The sequence below is a fragment of the Dactylosporangium sp. NPDC051484 genome, assembly GCF_040689395.1.
In the GTDB taxonomy this organism is placed as follows: Bacteria; Actinomycetota; Actinomycetes; order Mycobacteriales; family Micromonosporaceae; genus Dactylosporangium.
Genome location: NZ_JBFAZX010000012.1, coordinates 23381 through 40140, shown reverse-complemented (window position 1 = coordinate 40140; position 16760 = coordinate 23381). Strand labels below are relative to the sequence as shown.

The following is a 16760-nucleotide window of genomic DNA, read 5'->3' as shown; positions in this document are numbered from 1 at the left end:
CCAGGGGCGAGCCACTGGTACGCCGGCGCCGCTGCACGGACCACCCGATCGGGCGATCAGACCGACGGCCCGCCCGGCCTGTTGACGGCGGCGGTGACCGGCGACCGCTACCGTGTGATCATGCATGCCCGCCGCGCCGCCACCCTCGTCGCGCTCGCGGCGGCCCTCACCGCGCCGCTCGCCGCCTGCGGCTCCAAGCATCCGGCGCCACCGCCGGTCGCCGTGACGCAGCCCGCGCCGGCGGGGAGCACGCCGATCGGGTCGCCGTCACCGGCCGCCAGCCCGCCGCCCACAGCCGCACCCGCGACCAGCGCGCCGCCCGCGGCCGCACCGGCGGCCGGCCTGCCGACGATCACGTACACCCAGGCGGCGACCGGCTTCTCGGCCGACCCGGACCAGGCCTCGACCGCCCTGCTGGGCGAGGGCCTGCAGGTGAACGCCAAGAGCCCGGTGTACGACGCGCCCGGCGGGCAGGCACGGGCGTACCTGACCCCGAAGATCAGCGGCGTGGACCTGATCATGCCGGTGGTGCAGCGCTCGGACGGCTGGGTCGCGGTGCTGCTCCCGTCGATGAACCGCAGCGTCGGCTGGCTGCCGCCGGGCGGCTGGCGCACCGTCGCGCTGCGCGACCAGATCGTGGTGCGCCGCGGCGCGTTCACGCTCACCTGGGTCCGTGACGGCGTGGCGCAGCAGACGTGGACGGTGACGATCGGCGCCCCGGCCACCCAGACGCCGCTCGGGCGCACGTTCGTGCTGGGCCGATCGTCGCTGCCGAACAAGGTGTACGCCGGGCTGGACGTCCTCGCCCTGGGCGCCGTGCCCGACGACAAGAAGGCGGTGGCGGCCGGCCTCGCCGACGCGCACACCGGCATCCACGCCTGGTACCGCAACGAGTTCGGCTACCGCACGTCCAACGGCTGCGTACGGATGCCGCCCGCCGCGCAGAAGGTCCTGCTGGACAACATCGCGCCCGGCACCAGCGTCGTCGTCCTGCCGTAGCCGCTGGCCGGTCTCCCCGGCTGGACGGTCTCGCCTCCGGACGGTCTCGCCTCCGGACGGGCTGGTCGCGAACCGCGTCGCCGCGTATGAGCGGCGCCAGGGCGGCCGAGGGACTCTTGCGACCGGCGATCACCCGCGGCCACCCCGTTGCAGACGCGGCACTGCACAGCGGCGCGGACCGGCGCGCCACGGCCGATGCGATGCGGCGCGGCAGCACGGCCCAGACCGGCATGTCGCGGGACCGGCACAGACCGGACGGCCGGACCGACGCGGCGCGGCATAGGGCGGACCGGCACGGCACGGGGCGGACGGCCGGACCGGGCGGCGCGAGGCAGCACGGGGCGGACCGGACTGGCGCGGGGCAGGGCGGCGCGGGGCAGGGCGGCGCGGGGCGGTCAGCGGCTGTGGGAGCGGAACGCCACCGGGTCGAAACGGCCGTACAGGCGGGCGTCGAGCCAGTGCGGGGCCTCGCGGCGGAACAGCGGCGGGGTCATGGCGCCGGCGCCGTCCGGCACCGCACCGGCCAGTTCCCCGGGCAGGTCGTGCAGGTTGGTGCGGTGCACCAGCTCCGGCTCGGCGGGCCACGCGCCGAACACCACCAGGGCCGGCACGTCGCGACGCGCCAGGGCCTCCAGCGTCAGCGCGGTGTGGTTCAGGGTGCCCAGGCCGGCGCGCGCCACCACGACCGCCGTCGCGCCGAGGGCCGAGGCGAGATCGAGGGCGGTCCAGCCGTCCTCACCCAGCGGTACGAGCAGGCCGCCCGCACCCTCGACCAGGGTGACGTCATGGTTCTCGGCGATGGACCGGACGGCCAGCTGGGCCATCACCGCGGTCAGCGGGTCCTCTCCGGCGACCCGGGCGGCCGCGAGCGGGGCGAGAGGGTCCGGGAAGCTGGCCAGCGTGCGGGTCGTCGCCGGCTCGGCCAGGCGGGCGACCGTGACCGCGTCCGGCTCGTCGCCGTCGGCGGTGCCGGTCTGGGCCGGCTTGACCACCGCGACGCGCTGGCCAGCGGCCGTCGCGGCGGCGGCGATCGCGGCGGTGACGACGGTCTTGCCGACACCGGTGTCGGTGCCGGTCACCACGATCGTGCCGGTCACCGGTCCGGGGATCTCCTCGCCGAAGAGGGCGTCCAGCACGGCGGTCACGCGCCCTCCTCGCTTCGCTCGGCGGTTGCGCGCCCAAAAACCTGAGCCAGCCGGCGACCGGCCCCAACGCCCAGTCTGGCTCGATGAGGCTTCGCAAGGATCGACCCAGACCAGGCGCCGCTTCGCTCCGGACCGGTCACGCGCCCTCCTCGCTTCGCTCGTCGGTTGCGCGCCCGAAAGCCTGAGCCAGCCGGTGACCGGCCCCTCCGCTTCGCTCCGGACCGGTCACGGGCGTTCCTTCACGATAATGTCGACGGCCCGGTCGAAGGCCGCGGCCGGGACGCCCACGCCGACCGTGAGCCGCAGGCGGGACCGACCGTCCGGAGTGGACGGTGGCCGGAAGCAGCCTACCGCCACGCCCCGGTCCCGGCAGGCGGCCGCCCACGCGAGCGCCTCGTCGGGGCCCGGCGCGGCTATCGAGATCACCCCGCCGGCGGGCTCGGAGACCTCGAGGCCCTCGCCGCGCAGGCGCTGCACCGTGCGCCGGGCCCGGGCGTGCAGCTCGGCGCGCAGGTCGTCGCCGTCGGCGAGCAGGCGGAGGGCGGCCAGGGCTCCGGCGGCGACGGCCGGCGGCAGGGCGGTGTCGAAGATGAAGGTACGGCCGGTGTCGATGAGCTCGCGGCGCAGCTGCTCCGGACCGGCGATCACACCGCCGGCGGCGCCCAGCGACTTGGACAGGGTCGCGGTGACCACGATGCCCGGCGCGCCGGACAGGCCCGCGGCCGCCACTCCTCCGGCGCCTGCCGGGCCGATGACGCCGAGGGCGTGCGCGTCGTCGACGAGCATGAGGGCGCCGTGGGCGCGGGCCACGGCGTAGATGTCGGCGAGCGGGGCAAGGTCTCCGTCGACCGAGAAGACACTCTCGGTGACGACGACGGCGGGGCGGCCCGGGTGGCGGGCGAGGATGTCGCGCAGGGCGGCGGGGTCCGCGTGCGGCGCGACGACGGTCTCGGCACCCTCCCGCGCGGCCCGCCCGGCGCATGCGAGGCGGCAGCCATCCACGATGGACGCGTGGTTGTGCGCGTCGGAGACGACGAGCGTGCCGCGACGGACGAGGGCGCGCACGGCGCCCAGGTTGGCGAGGTAGCCGGACGAGTACACCAGCGCAGCCGGCATCCCAAGCAGCGCCGCGAGCGCGGTCTCCAGGTCGCGGTGCGACTCCGTGGAGCCGCGCACCAGGCGCGAGCCGGTGGCGCCCAGGCCGAAGTCCTCGAGGGCCCGCACGGCGGCGGCGAGCACCTGCGGGTGGCGCGACAGCCCGAGGTAGTCGTTGCCCGCCAGGTCGACCACCGGGTCGGCGGTGCCGGCGGCGCGCGGCAGCAGTTCGCGGCGCAGGCCCGCGGCGCGCCGGGCGGCGGCCTCCTCATCGAGTGCGGACAGCCACTCCACCGTAGGCCTCCCGTTGCCGTTGTAGAACATCTACGATGCCGATTGTGCGATGTGCACAACCTAACCGAGCCCTCCCGGGGCCGGACAGGCGACCCAAACGCTTTGTAAGGTACGAGCATGCTTGAAGCTGACAGCCATCGGCTGCGGGCCGTCCTGGACACCGGCGTAGGCCTCGACCACGACGGGGTGCTCGCTGTCCTCCGCTGCACCGACGAGGAACTGCCCGAATATCTCGCGATCGCGCACGAGGTGCGGATGCGCTGGTGCGGTCCGGAGGTCGAGGTCGAGGGCATCGTGTCGCTCAAGACCGGCGGCTGCCCCGAGGACTGCCACTTCTGCTCGCAGTCGGGCCTGTTCACATCGCCGGTGCGGGCGGTGTGGCTGGACATCCCGTCGCTGGTGGAGGCCGCGAGGCAGACCGCGGCGACCGGGGCGACCGAGTTCTGCATCGTCGCCGCCGTCCGAGGCCCGGACGAGCGGCTCATGGCGCAGCTCGCCGACGGTGTCGCCGCGATCCGCGAGGCTGTGGACATCAACATCGCCGCCTCGCTGGGCATGCTGAGCCAAGCCCAGGTGGACCGGCTGACCGAGCTGAAGATCCACCGGTACAACCACAATCTGGAGACCGCCCGCTCCCACTTCCCGCAGGTCGTCAGCACCCACAGCTGGGAGGAGCGCTGGGACACGCTGCGGATGGTGCGCGACGCCGGCATGGAGGTCTGCTCTGGCGGCATCCTGGGCCTGGGCGAGAGCGTGGAGCAGCGTGCCGAGTTCGCGATCCAGCTGCAGGAGCTGGACCCGCACGAGGTGCCGCTGAACTTCCTCAACCCGCGCCCGGGCACGCCGCTGGCCGACCAGCCGGTGCTCGACCCCAAGGACGCGCTGCGGGCGATCGCCGCGTTCCGGCTGGCGCTGCCGCGCACGCTGCTGCGTTACGCCGGCGGCCGGGAGATCACGCTCGGCGACCTGGGCACCCGCGACGGCCTGCTGGGCGGCGTCAACGCGGTCATCGTCGGCAACTACCTCACCACGCTGGGCCGTTCGCCGTCGCAGGACCTGGCGCTGCTCGACGAGCTGCGCATGCCCGTCAAAGCCCTCTCGGCGACGCTGTGACCGTCGGGACCTACTGCGACCGCTGCGGGGAGGCGCTGACAGGCGGCTCCCACGCGACGTGCGCGGCCGCGCGGGAGCTGGAGCCGCCGCGCTACTGCCCGCAGTGCCGGCGCCGGATGAAGGTCCAGGTGCTGCCCGCCGGCTGGTCGGCCGCGTGCGTGGAGCACGGGGTCCTCAACCGGTAGGGCCGGCCCACTCCGCCGACACGGCCGCGGCCCGGTCCAGCGCGCGGGGGTTGACCCGCGCCAGGGACGAGGCCAGCCGGCCGCGTCGCTGCAGGACCGCCGCGGCCTTCCTCGACTGCTGCGACACCCGCAGCGCCCGGGCGCGGCGCAGCCGGCTGTACTCCTGCAGCGCCGGCCCCAGCCCCGCAGAAGTGGAGCCCACCAGCACCGAATGCAGCGTCGCCACGTCCTCCAGCGCCAGCGAAGCGCCCTGGGCCAGGTGGTGCGGCATGGCGTGGGCGGCGTCGCCGACGAGCACGTAGCCGCCCCGCCCGGCCGGCACGCCGAAGGTCTCCGGCAGCGGCGTCAGCTCGCCGACCGGCTCCTGGACCAGGTCTTCGGCCTCGGTCGCGGCCAGCAGCTGGCCGACCGGGGCGTGCCAGTCGGCGAACCAGCGGCGCAGCAGCGCCAGCTGGCCGGCGGCCGGCTCGGGGCGCGGCGCGCCGGGCACCGTGGCCACCCAGTAGATGCCGCCGCGGGTCGAGCCGCCGGAGGATCCGCGCTCGCCGAGCGAGGCGTAGGCGAACCGCTGGCCGTCGCCGAGCGCCTCACCGTGCGGCGCGACCTCCCGCGGGAGCTCCGGGACGCGGTACCACGGAATGACCGCCCGCCATGCGGCGAACCCCGCGCTGGCGAAGGTGCTGGAGGCGGCGAGCCTGCGCCGGATCACGCTGTTCGGGCCGTCCGCGGCCACGACCAGGTCGGCCTCGAACGTCACCCGCCCGTCACCGACAGCCGGGCGGTCGCGGTGCACCCGGGCACTCTGGACCTCGATGCCGGCGCGCACGTCGACCTGCTCGCCGAGGCCGGCGATGAACGCGTCGTGCAGGTCCTCGCGGTGCACGACCACGGGCGGCGAGCCGATCTGCGAGGCGCCGGGCTGAACCAGCCAGGTGCCGTCGGGGCGGCGGATGCCGGCGGGCGGAACCGGCGTGCAGATGCCGTCGAGACCGCCGGACAGGCCGAGGGCCTGCAGTGCGCGGACGCCGTTGGGCCACAGCACGAGCGCGGCCCGGCCGGGACGAAGCCGGTCGTCGCGCTCGAGCAGGGTGACCTTCCAGCCGGCCCGGGCCAGCGCCCCGGCGGCGGTGAGCCCGCCGACGCCGGCCCCGACCACGACCGCGGTTCGCATCAGCCCTTACCGGCCGCGTCGCTGCTCTCGTGCTCCTTCGCCGGTTGCTCCGGGTCGGGTTGCTCGGCGTCCGGCTCGCCGGCCACTGCCCGCTCCTCCGCCTGCGTCTCTGCCTGCTCCTCCGCCGGCTCCGGCTGCTCCCCGGCCTGCGCCGTGCCGTCCGCGGTGTCGCCGTCCGGCCCGGACGGCTCCGCGCCGACCAGCGAGATACGGCCGTCCTCGTCGACGCTCACCCGCTCCTGCGGGCCACGCACGCGCAGGAAGTACACCAGCGCGGCGGCGAAGACGATGATCGACGTCCAGTTGTTCAGGCGCATGCCCAGCACGTGGTGCGCGTCGTCGATGCGCAGCAACTCGACCCAGAACCGGCCGACGGTGTAGAGCATCACGTAGAGCGCGAAGGCGCGGCCGCGGCCGAACCGATACCGCCGGTCGAGCAGCCACACGGCCACCGCGATGCCGACGCACCACAACGACTCGTAGAGGAACGTCGGGTGGAAGACGCCCAGCTCGGAGGGATGGCCGCCGACCTCCACCGCCCGGCCGTGCCCGGCGTCCCAGTTGTACACCTTGAGGCCCCACGGCAGGGAGGTCTCCTTGCCATACAGCTCATTGTTGAACCAGTTGCCCCAGCGCCCGATCGCCTGGGCCACCGGGAGGCCGACGGCCAGCGTGTCGGCGGTCATCGCGAACGGCAGGCCGAGCCGGCGGCACGCGATGTAGGCGCCGAGCGCGCCGGCCGCGATGCCACCCCAGATGCCGAGACCACCCTCCCAGATCTTGAAGGCCTTGAGCAGCGAGCCGCCCTCGCCGAAATACCCCTCGGGGGAGGTGATCACGTGATACAGCCGGGCGCCCACGATGCCGAACGGCACAGCCCAGATGGCCACGTCGAGGATCACCCAGGGCGGCGCACCCCGCGACCGCAGACGCCGGTCGGTGATGTAGCAGGCGGCCACGATGCCCAGCACGATGCAGAGTGCATAGGCGCGCAGCGGAACGGGTCCGAGGTCCCAGACGCCACGGGTCGGGCTCGGGATCTCGGCCAGCGGTGAGAGGGCAGCATCCACGGGTGAACACGCTACCGCCGATCCGGCGGATTGCGATGGCCGCCCCGTTCGATGCGCCCGCGGAGGTCACAATGAGCGAAGATCTCGCGACGCTGAGCGGTGGCGCCTAGAGTGCCAACATGAGCTGTACTCAGCGCTGAGTAACGGCAGCAAGGTGACCGCCACCGTCGCCGCCGTCATCGAGGACGCGGCCGGGCACGTGCTGCTGTGCCGCCAGGCCGGTGGCCACCAGCTGTGGGCCCTGCCCGGTGGCAAGATTCGCGGGGCGGAGAGCCCGGTGCACGCGATCATCCGGGACGTCCGCGAGGAGACCGGCCTGGAGACCGAGATCGTCGAGCTGATCGGCATGTACCAGCTCACCGGCGACGGGTGCGGCACCGCCATGCCCGACCTGTTCGTCCACGTCTTCCGCGGCCGCCTTGAGGGCGGTGGACCCGCCCTCAACGCTCCGGGGCGGATCAGCCGGCTGGCCAGGCACTCTCCCGGCGCGCTGCCCGAGCCGCTCACCGTGACCACCCGCACCGCCATCGCCGACGCGGGCGCCGGGCGCTCGGGCGTGATCCGCGAGGTCGAACGCGACACCGAGCCCGAGGTCGTCGAGGCCTGAAAATCCCTGGCGGATTCCGCTGGATCACCGGGCCAGCATCGGCGAAGATCATTGCATGGCCCCGCGGTACTACGCGCTCGGTGACTCGATGTCTATCGACGACTACGCGGGCGGCCCCGGCCTGGGCGCCGCCTCCCTGCTCGCTGACGACCTCGGCATCGAGCTCATGCTGCTCGCGCGTGACGGCGCGACGAGCGACGACGTGCTGCGCCGGCAGCTCGGCCAAGTGGGCGACCGGCCCGCGCTGATCACGGTGACCATGGGCGGCAACGACCTGCTCAGCGCGATGTTCGAGTCACCCGACAAGGCGCCGGCGGCGGTGGAGGCGGTCGCGGCCAACTACGACGCGACGCTCACCAGCCTCGCCGCCACCGGGGCGAGGATCGTGGTCAGCACCGTCTACGACCCGACCGACGGCACCGGCGACATGTCCCGGGCCGGCCTGCCCGACGTCGAGGGCGGCGTGGCCCTGCTCGAGGCCATCAACACGGAGATCCGCACGGCGGCGGCCCGCCACGGCGCGGCGGTAGCCGACCTGCACGCGGCGTTCCTGGGCCACGGCGCCCAGGCCGGTGACATCACGCTCCCCGACTCCCACCCGGCCAACCGCGAGCTGTGGCTGTGCGGCCACATCGAGCCCAACGCGTGGGGCGCCGAGGCGATCCGCGACGGGTGGCGCGCCGCCCTGCGCCGCTAGGCGGCGAAGGCACAGAGCCGCTGGAGCACCGCGAAGCACACGTGATCACCCGGCAGCAGCGGCTCGACGCCGCGCAGGGCGGCGACGACGCGGTCGAGGTCGCGCACGAGGGCCCCGGTCGCCGCGTCGGCGGCGATCAGCGGCGGCGGACGCCTTCCGCGAGTCGCGCGCTCAACTCGGCCACCGCGGCGACGCCCGCGGCCGGGGTCTCGGCGTCGAGCAGGCACCGCACCAGGGCGCTGCCGACGATCACCCCGTCGGCGAAGGCGCCGACCTCGGCGGCCTGGTCGCCGTTGGACACGCCGAGGCCGACCGCGACCGGGGTGCCGGGCGCCAGGCGGCGGATGCGCTCGACGAGGGCGGGCGCGGCGCTACTGGTCTGGCTGCGAGCACCGGTCACGCCCATGACGCTGGTGGCGTAGACGAATCCGCGGCAGGCGGCGGTGGTGGACGAGATGCGCGCGTCGGTGGACGAGGGCGAGACGAGGAAGACCCGGTCCAGGCCGTGCGCGTCGGACGCGGCCAGCCACGGCTCCGCCTCCTCCGGGATGAGGTCGGGCGTGATCAGCCCGGCCCCGCCCGCGGCGGCCAGGTCGGCGGAGAAGCGCTCGACGCCGTAGCGCTCGACGAGGTTCCAGTACGTCATGGTGAGGATCGGCGCGCCGGTCGACGCCGCCGCCTCGACCGTGCGCAGGCCGTCGCGGACCCGGAAGCCGGCGGCGAGCGCGGCCTCGGTGGCGCGCTGGATGACGGGGCCGTCCATGACCGGGTCGGAGTACGGCAGGCCGACCTCGACGATGTCCACCCCGTTGTCGATCATGGCGCGGACGGCGTCGACGGCCGTGGCGTAGTCGGGGAAGCCGGCCGGGAGGTACCCGATCAGCGCGCTGCGGCCCTCGGCCCGGGCCTTCTCGAACGCGGTCTGGACTGTCACACCCTGAACCATTCGCGTTATACCTCGAACCATTCGCGCGCGGTGTCCATGTCCTTGTCGCCGCGGCCCGACAAGCAGACGATCACGGTCGGCTCGCGGCCGAGGTCGGCCGCCAGGCGCGGGATCACCCGCAGGGCGCCGGCGACGGCGTGCGCGCTCTCGATCGCGGGGATGATCCCCTCGCTGCGGCACAGCAGTTTGAAGGCGTCCATCGCCTCGGCGTCGGTGACCGGCTCGTACTGCGCGCGGCCCGTGTCGTGCAGGTAGGCGTGCTCGGGGCCGACCGCCGGGTAGTCCAGGCCAGCCGAGATCGAGTGCGACTCGACGGTCTGGCCGTCCTCGTCCTGCAGCAGGTAGGTGCGCGCGCCGTGCAGCACGCCGGTCGTGCCGCCGGTGATGCTCGCCGCGTGCCGGCCGGTGTCCACGCCGTCGCCGCCGGCCTCGAACCCGAACAGCCGCACGCCCTCGTCGGGCACGAACGCGTGGAACGCGCCGATCGCGTTGGAGCCGCCGCCGACGCAGGCCGCGACCGCGTCGGGCAGGCGGCCGGTCTGCTCGAGGATCTGCCGGCGCGCCTCGACGCTGATCCCGCCGACGAAGTCACGCACCATCGCCGGGAACGGGTGCGGCCCGGCGGCGGTGCCCAGCAGGTAGTGCGTGTTGTCGACGTTGGTCACCCAGTCGCGCAGGGCCTCGTTGATGGCGTCCTTGAGCGTCTTGGAGCCGGTCGTGACGGGCACCACGGTGGCGCCGAGCATGCGCATCCGGGCGACGTTGAGCGCCTGGCGACGGGTGTCCTCCTCACCCATGTACACCACACACTCGAGGTCGAGCAGCGCGCAGGCGGTGGCGCTGGCCACGCCGTGCTGCCCCGCCCCGGTCTCGGCGATGACCCTGGTCTTGCCCATCCGCCGGGTGAGCAGCGCCTGGCCCAGCACGTTGCGCACCTTGTGCGCGCCGGTGTGGTTGAGATCCTCACGCTTGAGGAAGATCGTGGCACCAGTACCACGGGACAGCCGCTCCGCCCGATACAGCGGGCTCGGCGTGTTGGCGTAATCGCGCAGCAGCCGCCCGAACTCGGCCTGGAACGCCTCGTCGGCCTGCGCGTGCCGGTATGCGGCGTCGAGCTGGTCGAGCGCGGCGACGAGCGCCTCGGGGACGAACCGGCCGCCGTAGGTACCGAAGTGTCCAGACGGGTCGGGCAGCAGGCCCGCGGCGGACAGGAACGCGCTCACCGGGCCGCCCGCGGCGTCGCGGGGTGGCTGCCGGCCGTGACCAGCTCGGCGACCGCATCGCGGGGGCTCTTCTGGGTCACCAGGCCCTCACCGACCAGCACCGCATCGGCACCCGCCGACGCGTAACGGATCAGGTCGTGCGGGCCGCGCACCCCCGACTCGGCGATCTTGACCACCTCGGCGGGCAGGCCGGGCGCGATCCGCTCGAACACGGTGCGGTCCACCTCAAGCGTGCGCAGGTTACGCGCGTTGATCCCGATCACCCGCGCGCCGGCCTCCAGGGCGCGGTCGGTCTCCTCCTCGTCGTGCACCTCGACCAGCGCCGTCATGCCGAGGCTCTCGATCCGGTCGAGCAGCCCGGTCAGCGTGTTCTGGTCCAGCGCGGCGACGATGAGCAGCACGAGGTCGGCACCATACGCCCGGGCCTCGTGCACCTGGTAGGAGGACACGATGAAGTCCTTGCGCAGCAACGGCACATCGACGGCGGCGCGGACGGCGGCGAAGTCGTCGAGGCTGCCGCCGAACCACCGGCCCTCGGTGAGCACGCTGACGCAGCGGGCTCCGCCGGCCGCATACTCCTTCGCGAGCTCGGCCGGGTCCGGGATCTCGGCCAGCTGCCCCTTCGACGGCGACGAGCGCTTGACCTCCGCGATCACGCCGACGCCGGGAGCGCGCAGCTTCGCGTATGCGTCCCGTGGCGGCGGCGCCTGCGCGGCGCGCTGCTTGATGTCTGCAAGGGGCACCTGAGCCTCACGGGCCGCCAGGTCCTCGCGCACTCCGGCGAGGATCTCGTCGAGCACCCGGCCGCTTTCCGCGTTGATCAAGGAGCTCCCCTCTCCGGTGGTCATGCGACCGATGCTAGGTCGCCCCCGGTCAGTGGACGGTCGCGGGGGTATGGCCGAAGTCACCTGACAGGCTAGGGCATAATGCCTCGCCGCCGAGTTTTGTCGTACCCCAGTTCTAGGGTGTCGGCATGAGCGTGCGGCGGGCGAACACATTGACGGCAGGCTGGGCGTCCGTGTCCCCTGCGGGAGTGTTCTCGGGCGCCGCCGTCTATCCCCTGCTGGCCCTGCTCGCCTCCGTCGCCGGCGGCCCGGCCCGCGCGGAGTTGCTCGCGGTCGCGCCGACGCCGCTCGAGCTGCCGGTCCGCGGCGCCCTCGGCGTCTGGACCCGGGAGGGCACCTCGCTGACGCTGGACTGGGCGGCCCGCTGCGACCCGCGGCTCACCGGCGACCCGGCCATCGACCGCCCGCTGCTTGACGCCTGGGCGTCCGCGCGGACCGGCGCTGCGGTCCCGCCCCTGCCGGCCGCCACCGCCGGCCCCACGAACGAGGACGCGGTGGTCCTGGCCTCCGCCGTGGCCGTGACCGCCGACTGGCGGGACCCGTTCACCGACGGCGTCATGCGTCCGGTCGCCGGCCCGTGGGCCGGTCGCCGCCTCGCCTCGCTGCACCGCCGCGGCCCCGACTTCTCCGTGCTGCGGGTCGCCGTGACCGCCGCCGGCCCGGTCACCCTGCTCACCGTCGCCGGCACCGCGGACATTGACGTGATCCTGTGCACGGCCGCCGGCGGTGCCCCACCGGGCGCGGTCCTCGCCGCCGCGACCACGGCCGCGGGCGCGGCGACCCCGGCCACGGAAGGCCCCGCGATCACGAGCGCGCTGGTCGACGCCGACGACGCCGAGCCGGAGCTGGTGGTGAAGGTCGCGCGGTTCGCCGTGGCCGCCGCCCACGACCTGCTCGCCGTGGCCGATGTCCTCGGGCTGCGCGCGGCCTCGGCGTCGGGCACGTTCCCCGGCATCGGCCCCGGCGGCCTGCGGGTCGGCGCGGCCGGGCAGAGCACCGCGGCGGCGTTCACCGCCGGCGGATTCGGCGGGTTCCCACCGACCCCGGCGGCGCCCCCACCCGTGGTCCCGGTGCCGCATCGGGCATCCACGACCCGCAGGCTGCGCGTGACCGTGCGCTTCGACCTGCCGTTCGGCTACCTGACCATCCACCGCCCGACCGGCCTCGTCGTGCTGGCCGGCTGGATCGACGACCCTGAGAACGCACCATGAGCATCGAGGAAGCCGACCGGCTGACCGCGGCCCTGGCGGCCCGCTCCGGCCGCGATCGGCGTCCCGGGACGCCGCCGCTGCGTCTCGGCGTTGCGTTCCGCCTCGGCCTCCTACTCCGCCTCGGCCTGCTCCTGCGGCTCGGTCCGCTGCGCCGGTCCGGCCTTCGGCGGCGTCGCGTCCGGTCGCTGCCAGCGGGCCGGGATCTGGCCGCGCGCCTGCAGTTCCTTCCACTTGGCGAAGGGGTCGAACTCGTGCTCCAGCGGCTCTTGCGGCGGGCGTTCGGCCTCGGGCACGTGCACGAGGTTGACCCGGATGCGATACCAGACCGAGTTGATCCCCCGCATCGTGTCGACCAGGACGTCAGCCGGCTCCAGCAGCGGCCACACCGCCGGATGCCGCTCCTTCCACCGGTCGAGGTCGGCCAGCGCCTCCTCCCGCGTCGCGGTGCGCGTGATCTCGATCAGCGGCATGCTCGGCTGGCGGCGGCCCGAGCCTTTCTTCGCCGGCGCCCGCTTCTTGAACGTGGCGGCGAGCTCCAGCAGCGGCTCCAGCGACCCGCGCGCGTCCTCGATGCCCGCCCAGGGGTCGGGGCGGCCCGGGAGCGTCTGCATCGTGAACGCGGCGGGATCGCAGCCGGGCACCTCGTCCCACGCGAGCGGCGCCGAGACCTTCGCCTCCTCCGACGGGCGCACCGAATACCCGGAGGCCGTCGTGTGGTCCTTCGCGTTCTGGTTGTAGTCGACGAAGACGCCGTGCCGCTCCTCCTTCCACCAGGCGCCGGTGGCGAGGTCGGGCGCCCGGCGGGCGACCTCCCGGGCGAAGCCCTCGGCGGCCCGGCGCACCTCGGCGAAGGTCCAGCGCGGCTCGATGCGGGCGTAGATGTGAAAGCCGCGGGAGCCGGACGTCTTCGGCCAGCCGGCCAGGCCGTGCTCCTGCAGGACCTCCCGCGCGATCAGCGCGACGTCGATCACCTGGCCCCACGGCACGCCCGGCACCGGGTCGAGGTCGATGCGCAGTTCGTCGGGGTGGTCGAGGTCCTCGGCGAGGACCGAGTGGGTGTGCAGCTCCAGGCAGCCGAGGTTGACGACCCACGCGAGCTGCGCGGCGTCGCGCAGCACGACCTCCTCGGCGGTGCGCCCGGACGGGTAGCGCAGCTGCGCGGTCTCGATCCACTCGGGGCGCTTGGCGGGCGCGCGCTTCTGGAAGAACGCCTCGCCCTCGATACCGTGGACGTAGCGCTTGAGCGCCATCGGCCGGCCGCCTGCCCCGCGCAACGCCCCGTCGGCGACGGCCAGGTAGTAGCGCACGACGTCGAGCTTGGTGCGGCCGGACTTCGGAAAGTAGACCTTGTCGGGATTGGTGATGGTCACCTCGCGCCCGGCGACCTCGATCACTTCCTCGGTGCTGCTCGCCATGGGCCGACCCTACTAGCACTGGTCCCCGACGGCCGGACCTTCGCCGGCCTTGGCCGCGCCTTCATCAAGGGCGATCTCGCCGTCCGGATCCTCGCCCCGGTCGAGCGCGACCCGCCTTGGTCAGGCGGTCACCGCGATTCGGTCCTCACCGGGCCGATCGCACCCGGCTCCTGCGCGAGCCCGGTCATGGTCAGGGGTGGTCGCCGGAGGTGGGGTCCTCGCCACGGTCGAGGGCGTCCCACAGCTCCGCCTGGGAGGCGGGCCGGTCCGGTTTCTTCTCGGCCGCCGACAAACGCTCGTAGCGGGCGCCCATCCCCGGCCACGACCGCCCGGCGCGCGCGGTGACCAGGCCCGCCGCGAGCACGACCAAGCCGCCGAGGGTGCACAGCAGCGGCCAGACAACCTTGACGTCGTCACCGAGCGTGACCAGCGCGGCGACCACCACTCCGGCGCCCGACAGGATCAGCAGCGCACCCACGACCAGCCGCGCCGCGGCCCGGGTGGCCAGCAGCGCCCCGGCGCCGGCCAGCGCCACCACGCCAAGCGCCGGCAGCCAGGGGGCGATCTCCGTGCCGGTGCGGTGCTCCGTGATCGGCGGCAGCGGCGCCGGCTGGTTGGTGATCACGTCCTGCCAGCCCCGGGTAGCGGCCAGCAGGACCAGCCCGGCGCCCGCGGCACAGGCCACGGCCGTGATCGCGAGGCCCCGCCGGCCGGTCAGCCGGCCGATCAGGTTCACCGGGCCGGCCGCAACGTCTCGGCGGTCGCGATGGCGGCGAGCACCGCCGCGGCCTTGTTTCGGGTCTCGGTCTCCTCCGCGCTGGGGTCGGAGTCGGCGACGACGCCGGCGCCGGCCTGCACGTACGCCATCCGGTCGCGGATCAGCGCGGTGCGGATCGCGATCGCGGTGTCCATGTCGCCGCCGAAGCCGAAGTAGCCGACCACCCCGCCGTACAGGCCGCGGCGCGTCGGCTCGAGCTCCTCGATGATCTCCATCGCGCGCACCTTCGGCGCCCCCGACAGGGTGCCGGCCGGAAACGTCGCCGCGAGCGTGTCGAACGCGCCGCGATCGTCGTGCAGCTCGCCGACGACGGTCGAGACGATGTGCATGACGTGCGAGTACCGCTCGACGGTCATGAACTCGGGCACCTCCACCGTGCCGGGCTTGCACACCCGCCCGAGGTCGTTGCGGGCGAGGTCGACGAGCATCACGTGCTCCGCCCGCTCCTTCGGGTCGGCGAGGAGGTCGGCGGCGAGCGCGGCGTCCTCCTCCGGCGTCGCCCCGCGCCAGCGCGTGCCCGCGATCGGGTGCAGCAGTGCCCGCCGCCCGTCCACCTTCACGTGTACCTCGGGGGACGACCCGACCACGTCGAAGCCGTCGAAGCGCAGCAGGTACATGTACGGGCTGGGATTGGTCGTCCGCAGCACCCGGTAGACATCCAGCGGGTCCGCCTCGGTGGCCCGCTCGAAGCGCTGGGCGACCACGATCTGGAAGCACTCACCGGCCCGGATGGCCTCCTTGGCGACCTCGACCGCCTTCGGGTACTCTCCCGCCGGCGTGCGGCTGACCACCTCGCCGAGCGGCACTCTGTCCACAGTGGATACCAGCGGCGGCGTGGGCCGGGACAATGCCGTGGTCATCGCGTCCAGCCGGCCGATCGCCTGGTGGTACGCGGCCCCGACCACCGCGTCGTCCGCCCCGGCCGCCGGCAGCACCGCGTTGGCGATCAACAGCGCCGCGCCCTCGAAGTGGTCCAGCGCGACGAGGTCGGTCGCGAGCATCATGCCCAGCTCGGGGTGGTGCAGGTCATCGAGGGCGAGCTCCGGCAGGCGCTCGAAGCGGCGTACGGCGTCATAGGACAGGAAGCCGACGAGCCCGCCCGACAGCGGCGGCAGGTCCAGGCCCCGCAGGTCGGCATCGTTCGCGGTCAACGCCGCGATCGTGGCCCGCAGCACCTCGGTCGGGTCTCCGTCGACCGGCACGTTCGCGGGCGGCGTGCCGAGCCAGTGCGCGCTGCCATCCCGCTCGACGAGCGTGGCCACGCTGCGGACCCCGATGAAGCTGTACCTCGACCAGACCGCCCCCGCCGCCCCGGCGCCCTGCTCGGCAGACTCGAGCAGGAACGTGCCCGGGCCGCCGGCGAGCTTGCGGTACACCCCGACCGGCGTCTCACCGTCGGCCAGCAGCCGGCGGGTCACCGGCACCACCCGGCGGTTCCGGGCGAGCTCGCGGAAGGTGGCCTCGTCCGGGGCCACGGCGCCGGTGGTCATCCGGCCACCTCCAGTGGGGTGTAGAAGCACGTGTGGTTGCCGGTGTGGCAGGCGCCGCCGGTCTGCTCGACGGTGAGCAGCAAAGTGTCGCCGTCGCAGTCGATCGCCATGCTCTTGACGTGCTGGACGTGGCCTGAGGTCTCGCCCTTGAGCCAATACTCGTTCCGGCTGCGCGACCAGTAGGTGGCCCGCCCCGTCGTAAGGGTGCGATGCAGCGCCTCGTCGTCCATCCACGCCAACATGAGCACCTCCCCGGTGCCGTGCTCCTGGACGATCACGGGCACCAGCCCGGCCTCGTTCCGGCGTAGACGGTTGGCGACTTCTGGATCAAGCTTCGACGACACAACAGCAATTCTTCCGCACCGCGGACACTCGGCGGTTTGGGGTCTATGGCTGCTGGTGTTGAGGGAGTACCTTGGCGGTGCGCCGCACGGAAGATCTGCGCGGTCGCCCCACCTTCCCCGCCCCCCGACGGC

Annotated in this window: 17 protein-coding genes; 6 read left to right on the top strand and 11 right to left on the bottom strand. The window is 74.1% G+C overall.

Annotated features, from left to right (window positions below):
* The first annotated feature begins 120 nt into the window (after positions 1 to 120).
* On the top strand, positions 121 to 999 hold the full coding sequence (locus AB0367_RS20860; RefSeq protein WP_366228011.1) for a L,D-transpeptidase: 879 nt from the start codon (positions 121 to 123) through the stop codon (positions 997 to 999).
* Positions 1000 to 1394: 395 nt separating this feature from the next.
* Here AB0367_RS20860 and bioD read toward each other — a convergent pair whose 3' ends face one another.
* Positions 1395 to 2084 carry a dethiobiotin synthase gene (gene bioD, locus AB0367_RS20855; protein WP_366228182.1) on the bottom strand — a complete coding sequence of 230 codons (690 nt, stop codon included), beginning with the start codon at positions 2082 to 2084 and terminating at the stop codon, positions 1395 to 1397.
* Between the two features lie 285 nt (positions 2085 to 2369).
* A complete protein-coding gene (locus AB0367_RS20850) occupies positions 2370 to 3533 on the bottom strand; it encodes an 8-amino-7-oxononanoate synthase (protein ID WP_366228010.1) in 1164 nt (387 codons plus the stop codon).
* 117 nt (positions 3534 to 3650) lie between these two features.
* On the opposite strand from AB0367_RS20850, the gene bioB reads away from it, so the two are divergent.
* Both bioB and AB0367_RS20840 read left to right on the top strand, forming a co-directional pair.
* Complete coding sequence (gene bioB, locus AB0367_RS20845; protein WP_366228009.1) at positions 3651 to 4646, top strand: biotin synthase BioB; 996 nt, start codon at positions 3651 to 3653, stop codon at positions 4644 to 4646.
* Positions 4643 to 4831, top strand: coding sequence for a hypothetical protein (locus AB0367_RS20840; RefSeq protein WP_366228008.1), 189 nt, complete (start codon positions 4643 to 4645; stop codon positions 4829 to 4831). The genes bioB and AB0367_RS20840 overlap by 4 nt, the downstream gene beginning before the upstream one ends.
* On the opposite strand, the gene AB0367_RS20835 is transcribed toward AB0367_RS20840, so the two are convergent.
* Positions 4821 to 6002: an NAD(P)/FAD-dependent oxidoreductase gene (locus tag AB0367_RS20835; protein WP_366228007.1), complete on the bottom strand. Its 1182-nt coding sequence runs from the start codon at positions 6000 to 6002 to the stop codon at positions 4821 to 4823. The two genes, AB0367_RS20840 and AB0367_RS20835, sit on opposite strands and share 11 nt — an antisense overlap.
* Entirely contained in the window at positions 6002 to 7072 is a 1071-nt protein-coding gene (gene lgt, locus AB0367_RS20830) for a prolipoprotein diacylglyceryl transferase (protein WP_366228006.1), read from the bottom strand. The genes AB0367_RS20835 and lgt overlap by 1 nt, the downstream gene beginning before the upstream one ends.
* A gap of 154 nt (positions 7073 to 7226) precedes the next feature.
* Here lgt and AB0367_RS20825 point away from each other — a divergent pair, with 154 nt between their 5' ends.
* Together AB0367_RS20825 and AB0367_RS20820 are read left to right on the top strand one after the other, a co-directional pair.
* Complete coding sequence (locus AB0367_RS20825; protein WP_366228005.1) at positions 7227 to 7679, top strand: NUDIX hydrolase; 453 nt, start codon at positions 7227 to 7229, stop codon at positions 7677 to 7679.
* Between the two features lie 55 nt (positions 7680 to 7734).
* A complete protein-coding gene (locus AB0367_RS20820; RefSeq protein ID WP_366228004.1) occupies positions 7735 to 8376 on the top strand; it encodes a GDSL-type esterase/lipase family protein in 642 nt (213 codons plus the stop codon).
* 136 nt (positions 8377 to 8512) lie between these two features.
* On the opposite strand, the gene trpA is transcribed toward AB0367_RS20820, so the two are convergent.
* The 3 genes from trpA to trpC are packed head-to-tail and all read right to left on the bottom strand — an operon-like array spanning position 8513 to position 11345.
* Positions 8513 to 9310: a tryptophan synthase subunit alpha gene (gene trpA, locus AB0367_RS20815; RefSeq protein ID WP_366228003.1), complete on the bottom strand. Its 798-nt coding sequence runs from the start codon at positions 9308 to 9310 to the stop codon at positions 8513 to 8515.
* Between the two features lie 17 nt (positions 9311 to 9327).
* On the bottom strand, positions 9328 to 10533 hold the full coding sequence (trpB, locus tag AB0367_RS20810) for a tryptophan synthase subunit beta (protein WP_366228181.1): 1206 nt from the start codon (positions 10531 to 10533) through the stop codon (positions 9328 to 9330).
* 8 nt (positions 10534 to 10541) lie between these two features.
* A complete protein-coding gene (gene trpC, locus AB0367_RS20805) occupies positions 10542 to 11345 on the bottom strand; it encodes an indole-3-glycerol phosphate synthase TrpC (protein WP_366228180.1) in 804 nt (267 codons plus the stop codon).
* A 173-nt stretch (positions 11346 to 11518) separates the two neighbouring features.
* Between trpC and AB0367_RS20800 the strand changes: the two genes are divergently transcribed.
* Positions 11519 to 12601, top strand: coding sequence for a hypothetical protein (locus AB0367_RS20800; RefSeq protein ID WP_366228002.1), 1083 nt, complete (start codon positions 11519 to 11521; stop codon positions 12599 to 12601).
* A gap of 110 nt (positions 12602 to 12711) precedes the next feature.
* Here the strand turns inward: AB0367_RS20800 and ligD are convergent, their stop codons facing one another.
* From ligD to hisI, 4 genes are all read right to left on the bottom strand, one after another.
* Entirely contained in the window at positions 12712 to 14016 is a 1305-nt protein-coding gene (gene ligD, locus AB0367_RS20795; RefSeq protein ID WP_366228001.1) for a non-homologous end-joining DNA ligase, read from the bottom strand.
* A 190-nt stretch (positions 14017 to 14206) separates the two neighbouring features.
* Positions 14207 to 14752 carry a Trp biosynthesis-associated membrane protein gene (locus tag AB0367_RS20790; protein ID WP_366227999.1) on the bottom strand — a complete coding sequence of 182 codons (546 nt, stop codon included), beginning with the start codon at positions 14750 to 14752 and terminating at the stop codon, positions 14207 to 14209.
* The gene (locus AB0367_RS20785; RefSeq protein ID WP_366227998.1) at positions 14749 to 16284 is read right to left on the bottom strand and encodes an anthranilate synthase component I; all 1536 of its coding nucleotides are present in this window, start codon (positions 16282 to 16284) and stop codon (positions 14749 to 14751) included. Before AB0367_RS20785 ends, AB0367_RS20790 begins: the two co-directional genes overlap by 4 nt.
* Positions 16281 to 16637: a phosphoribosyl-AMP cyclohydrolase gene (gene hisI / locus AB0367_RS20780; protein WP_366228179.1), complete on the bottom strand. Its 357-nt coding sequence runs from the start codon at positions 16635 to 16637 to the stop codon at positions 16281 to 16283. The genes AB0367_RS20785 and hisI overlap by 4 nt, the downstream gene beginning before the upstream one ends.
* Positions 16638 to 16760: the final 123 nt, after the last annotated feature.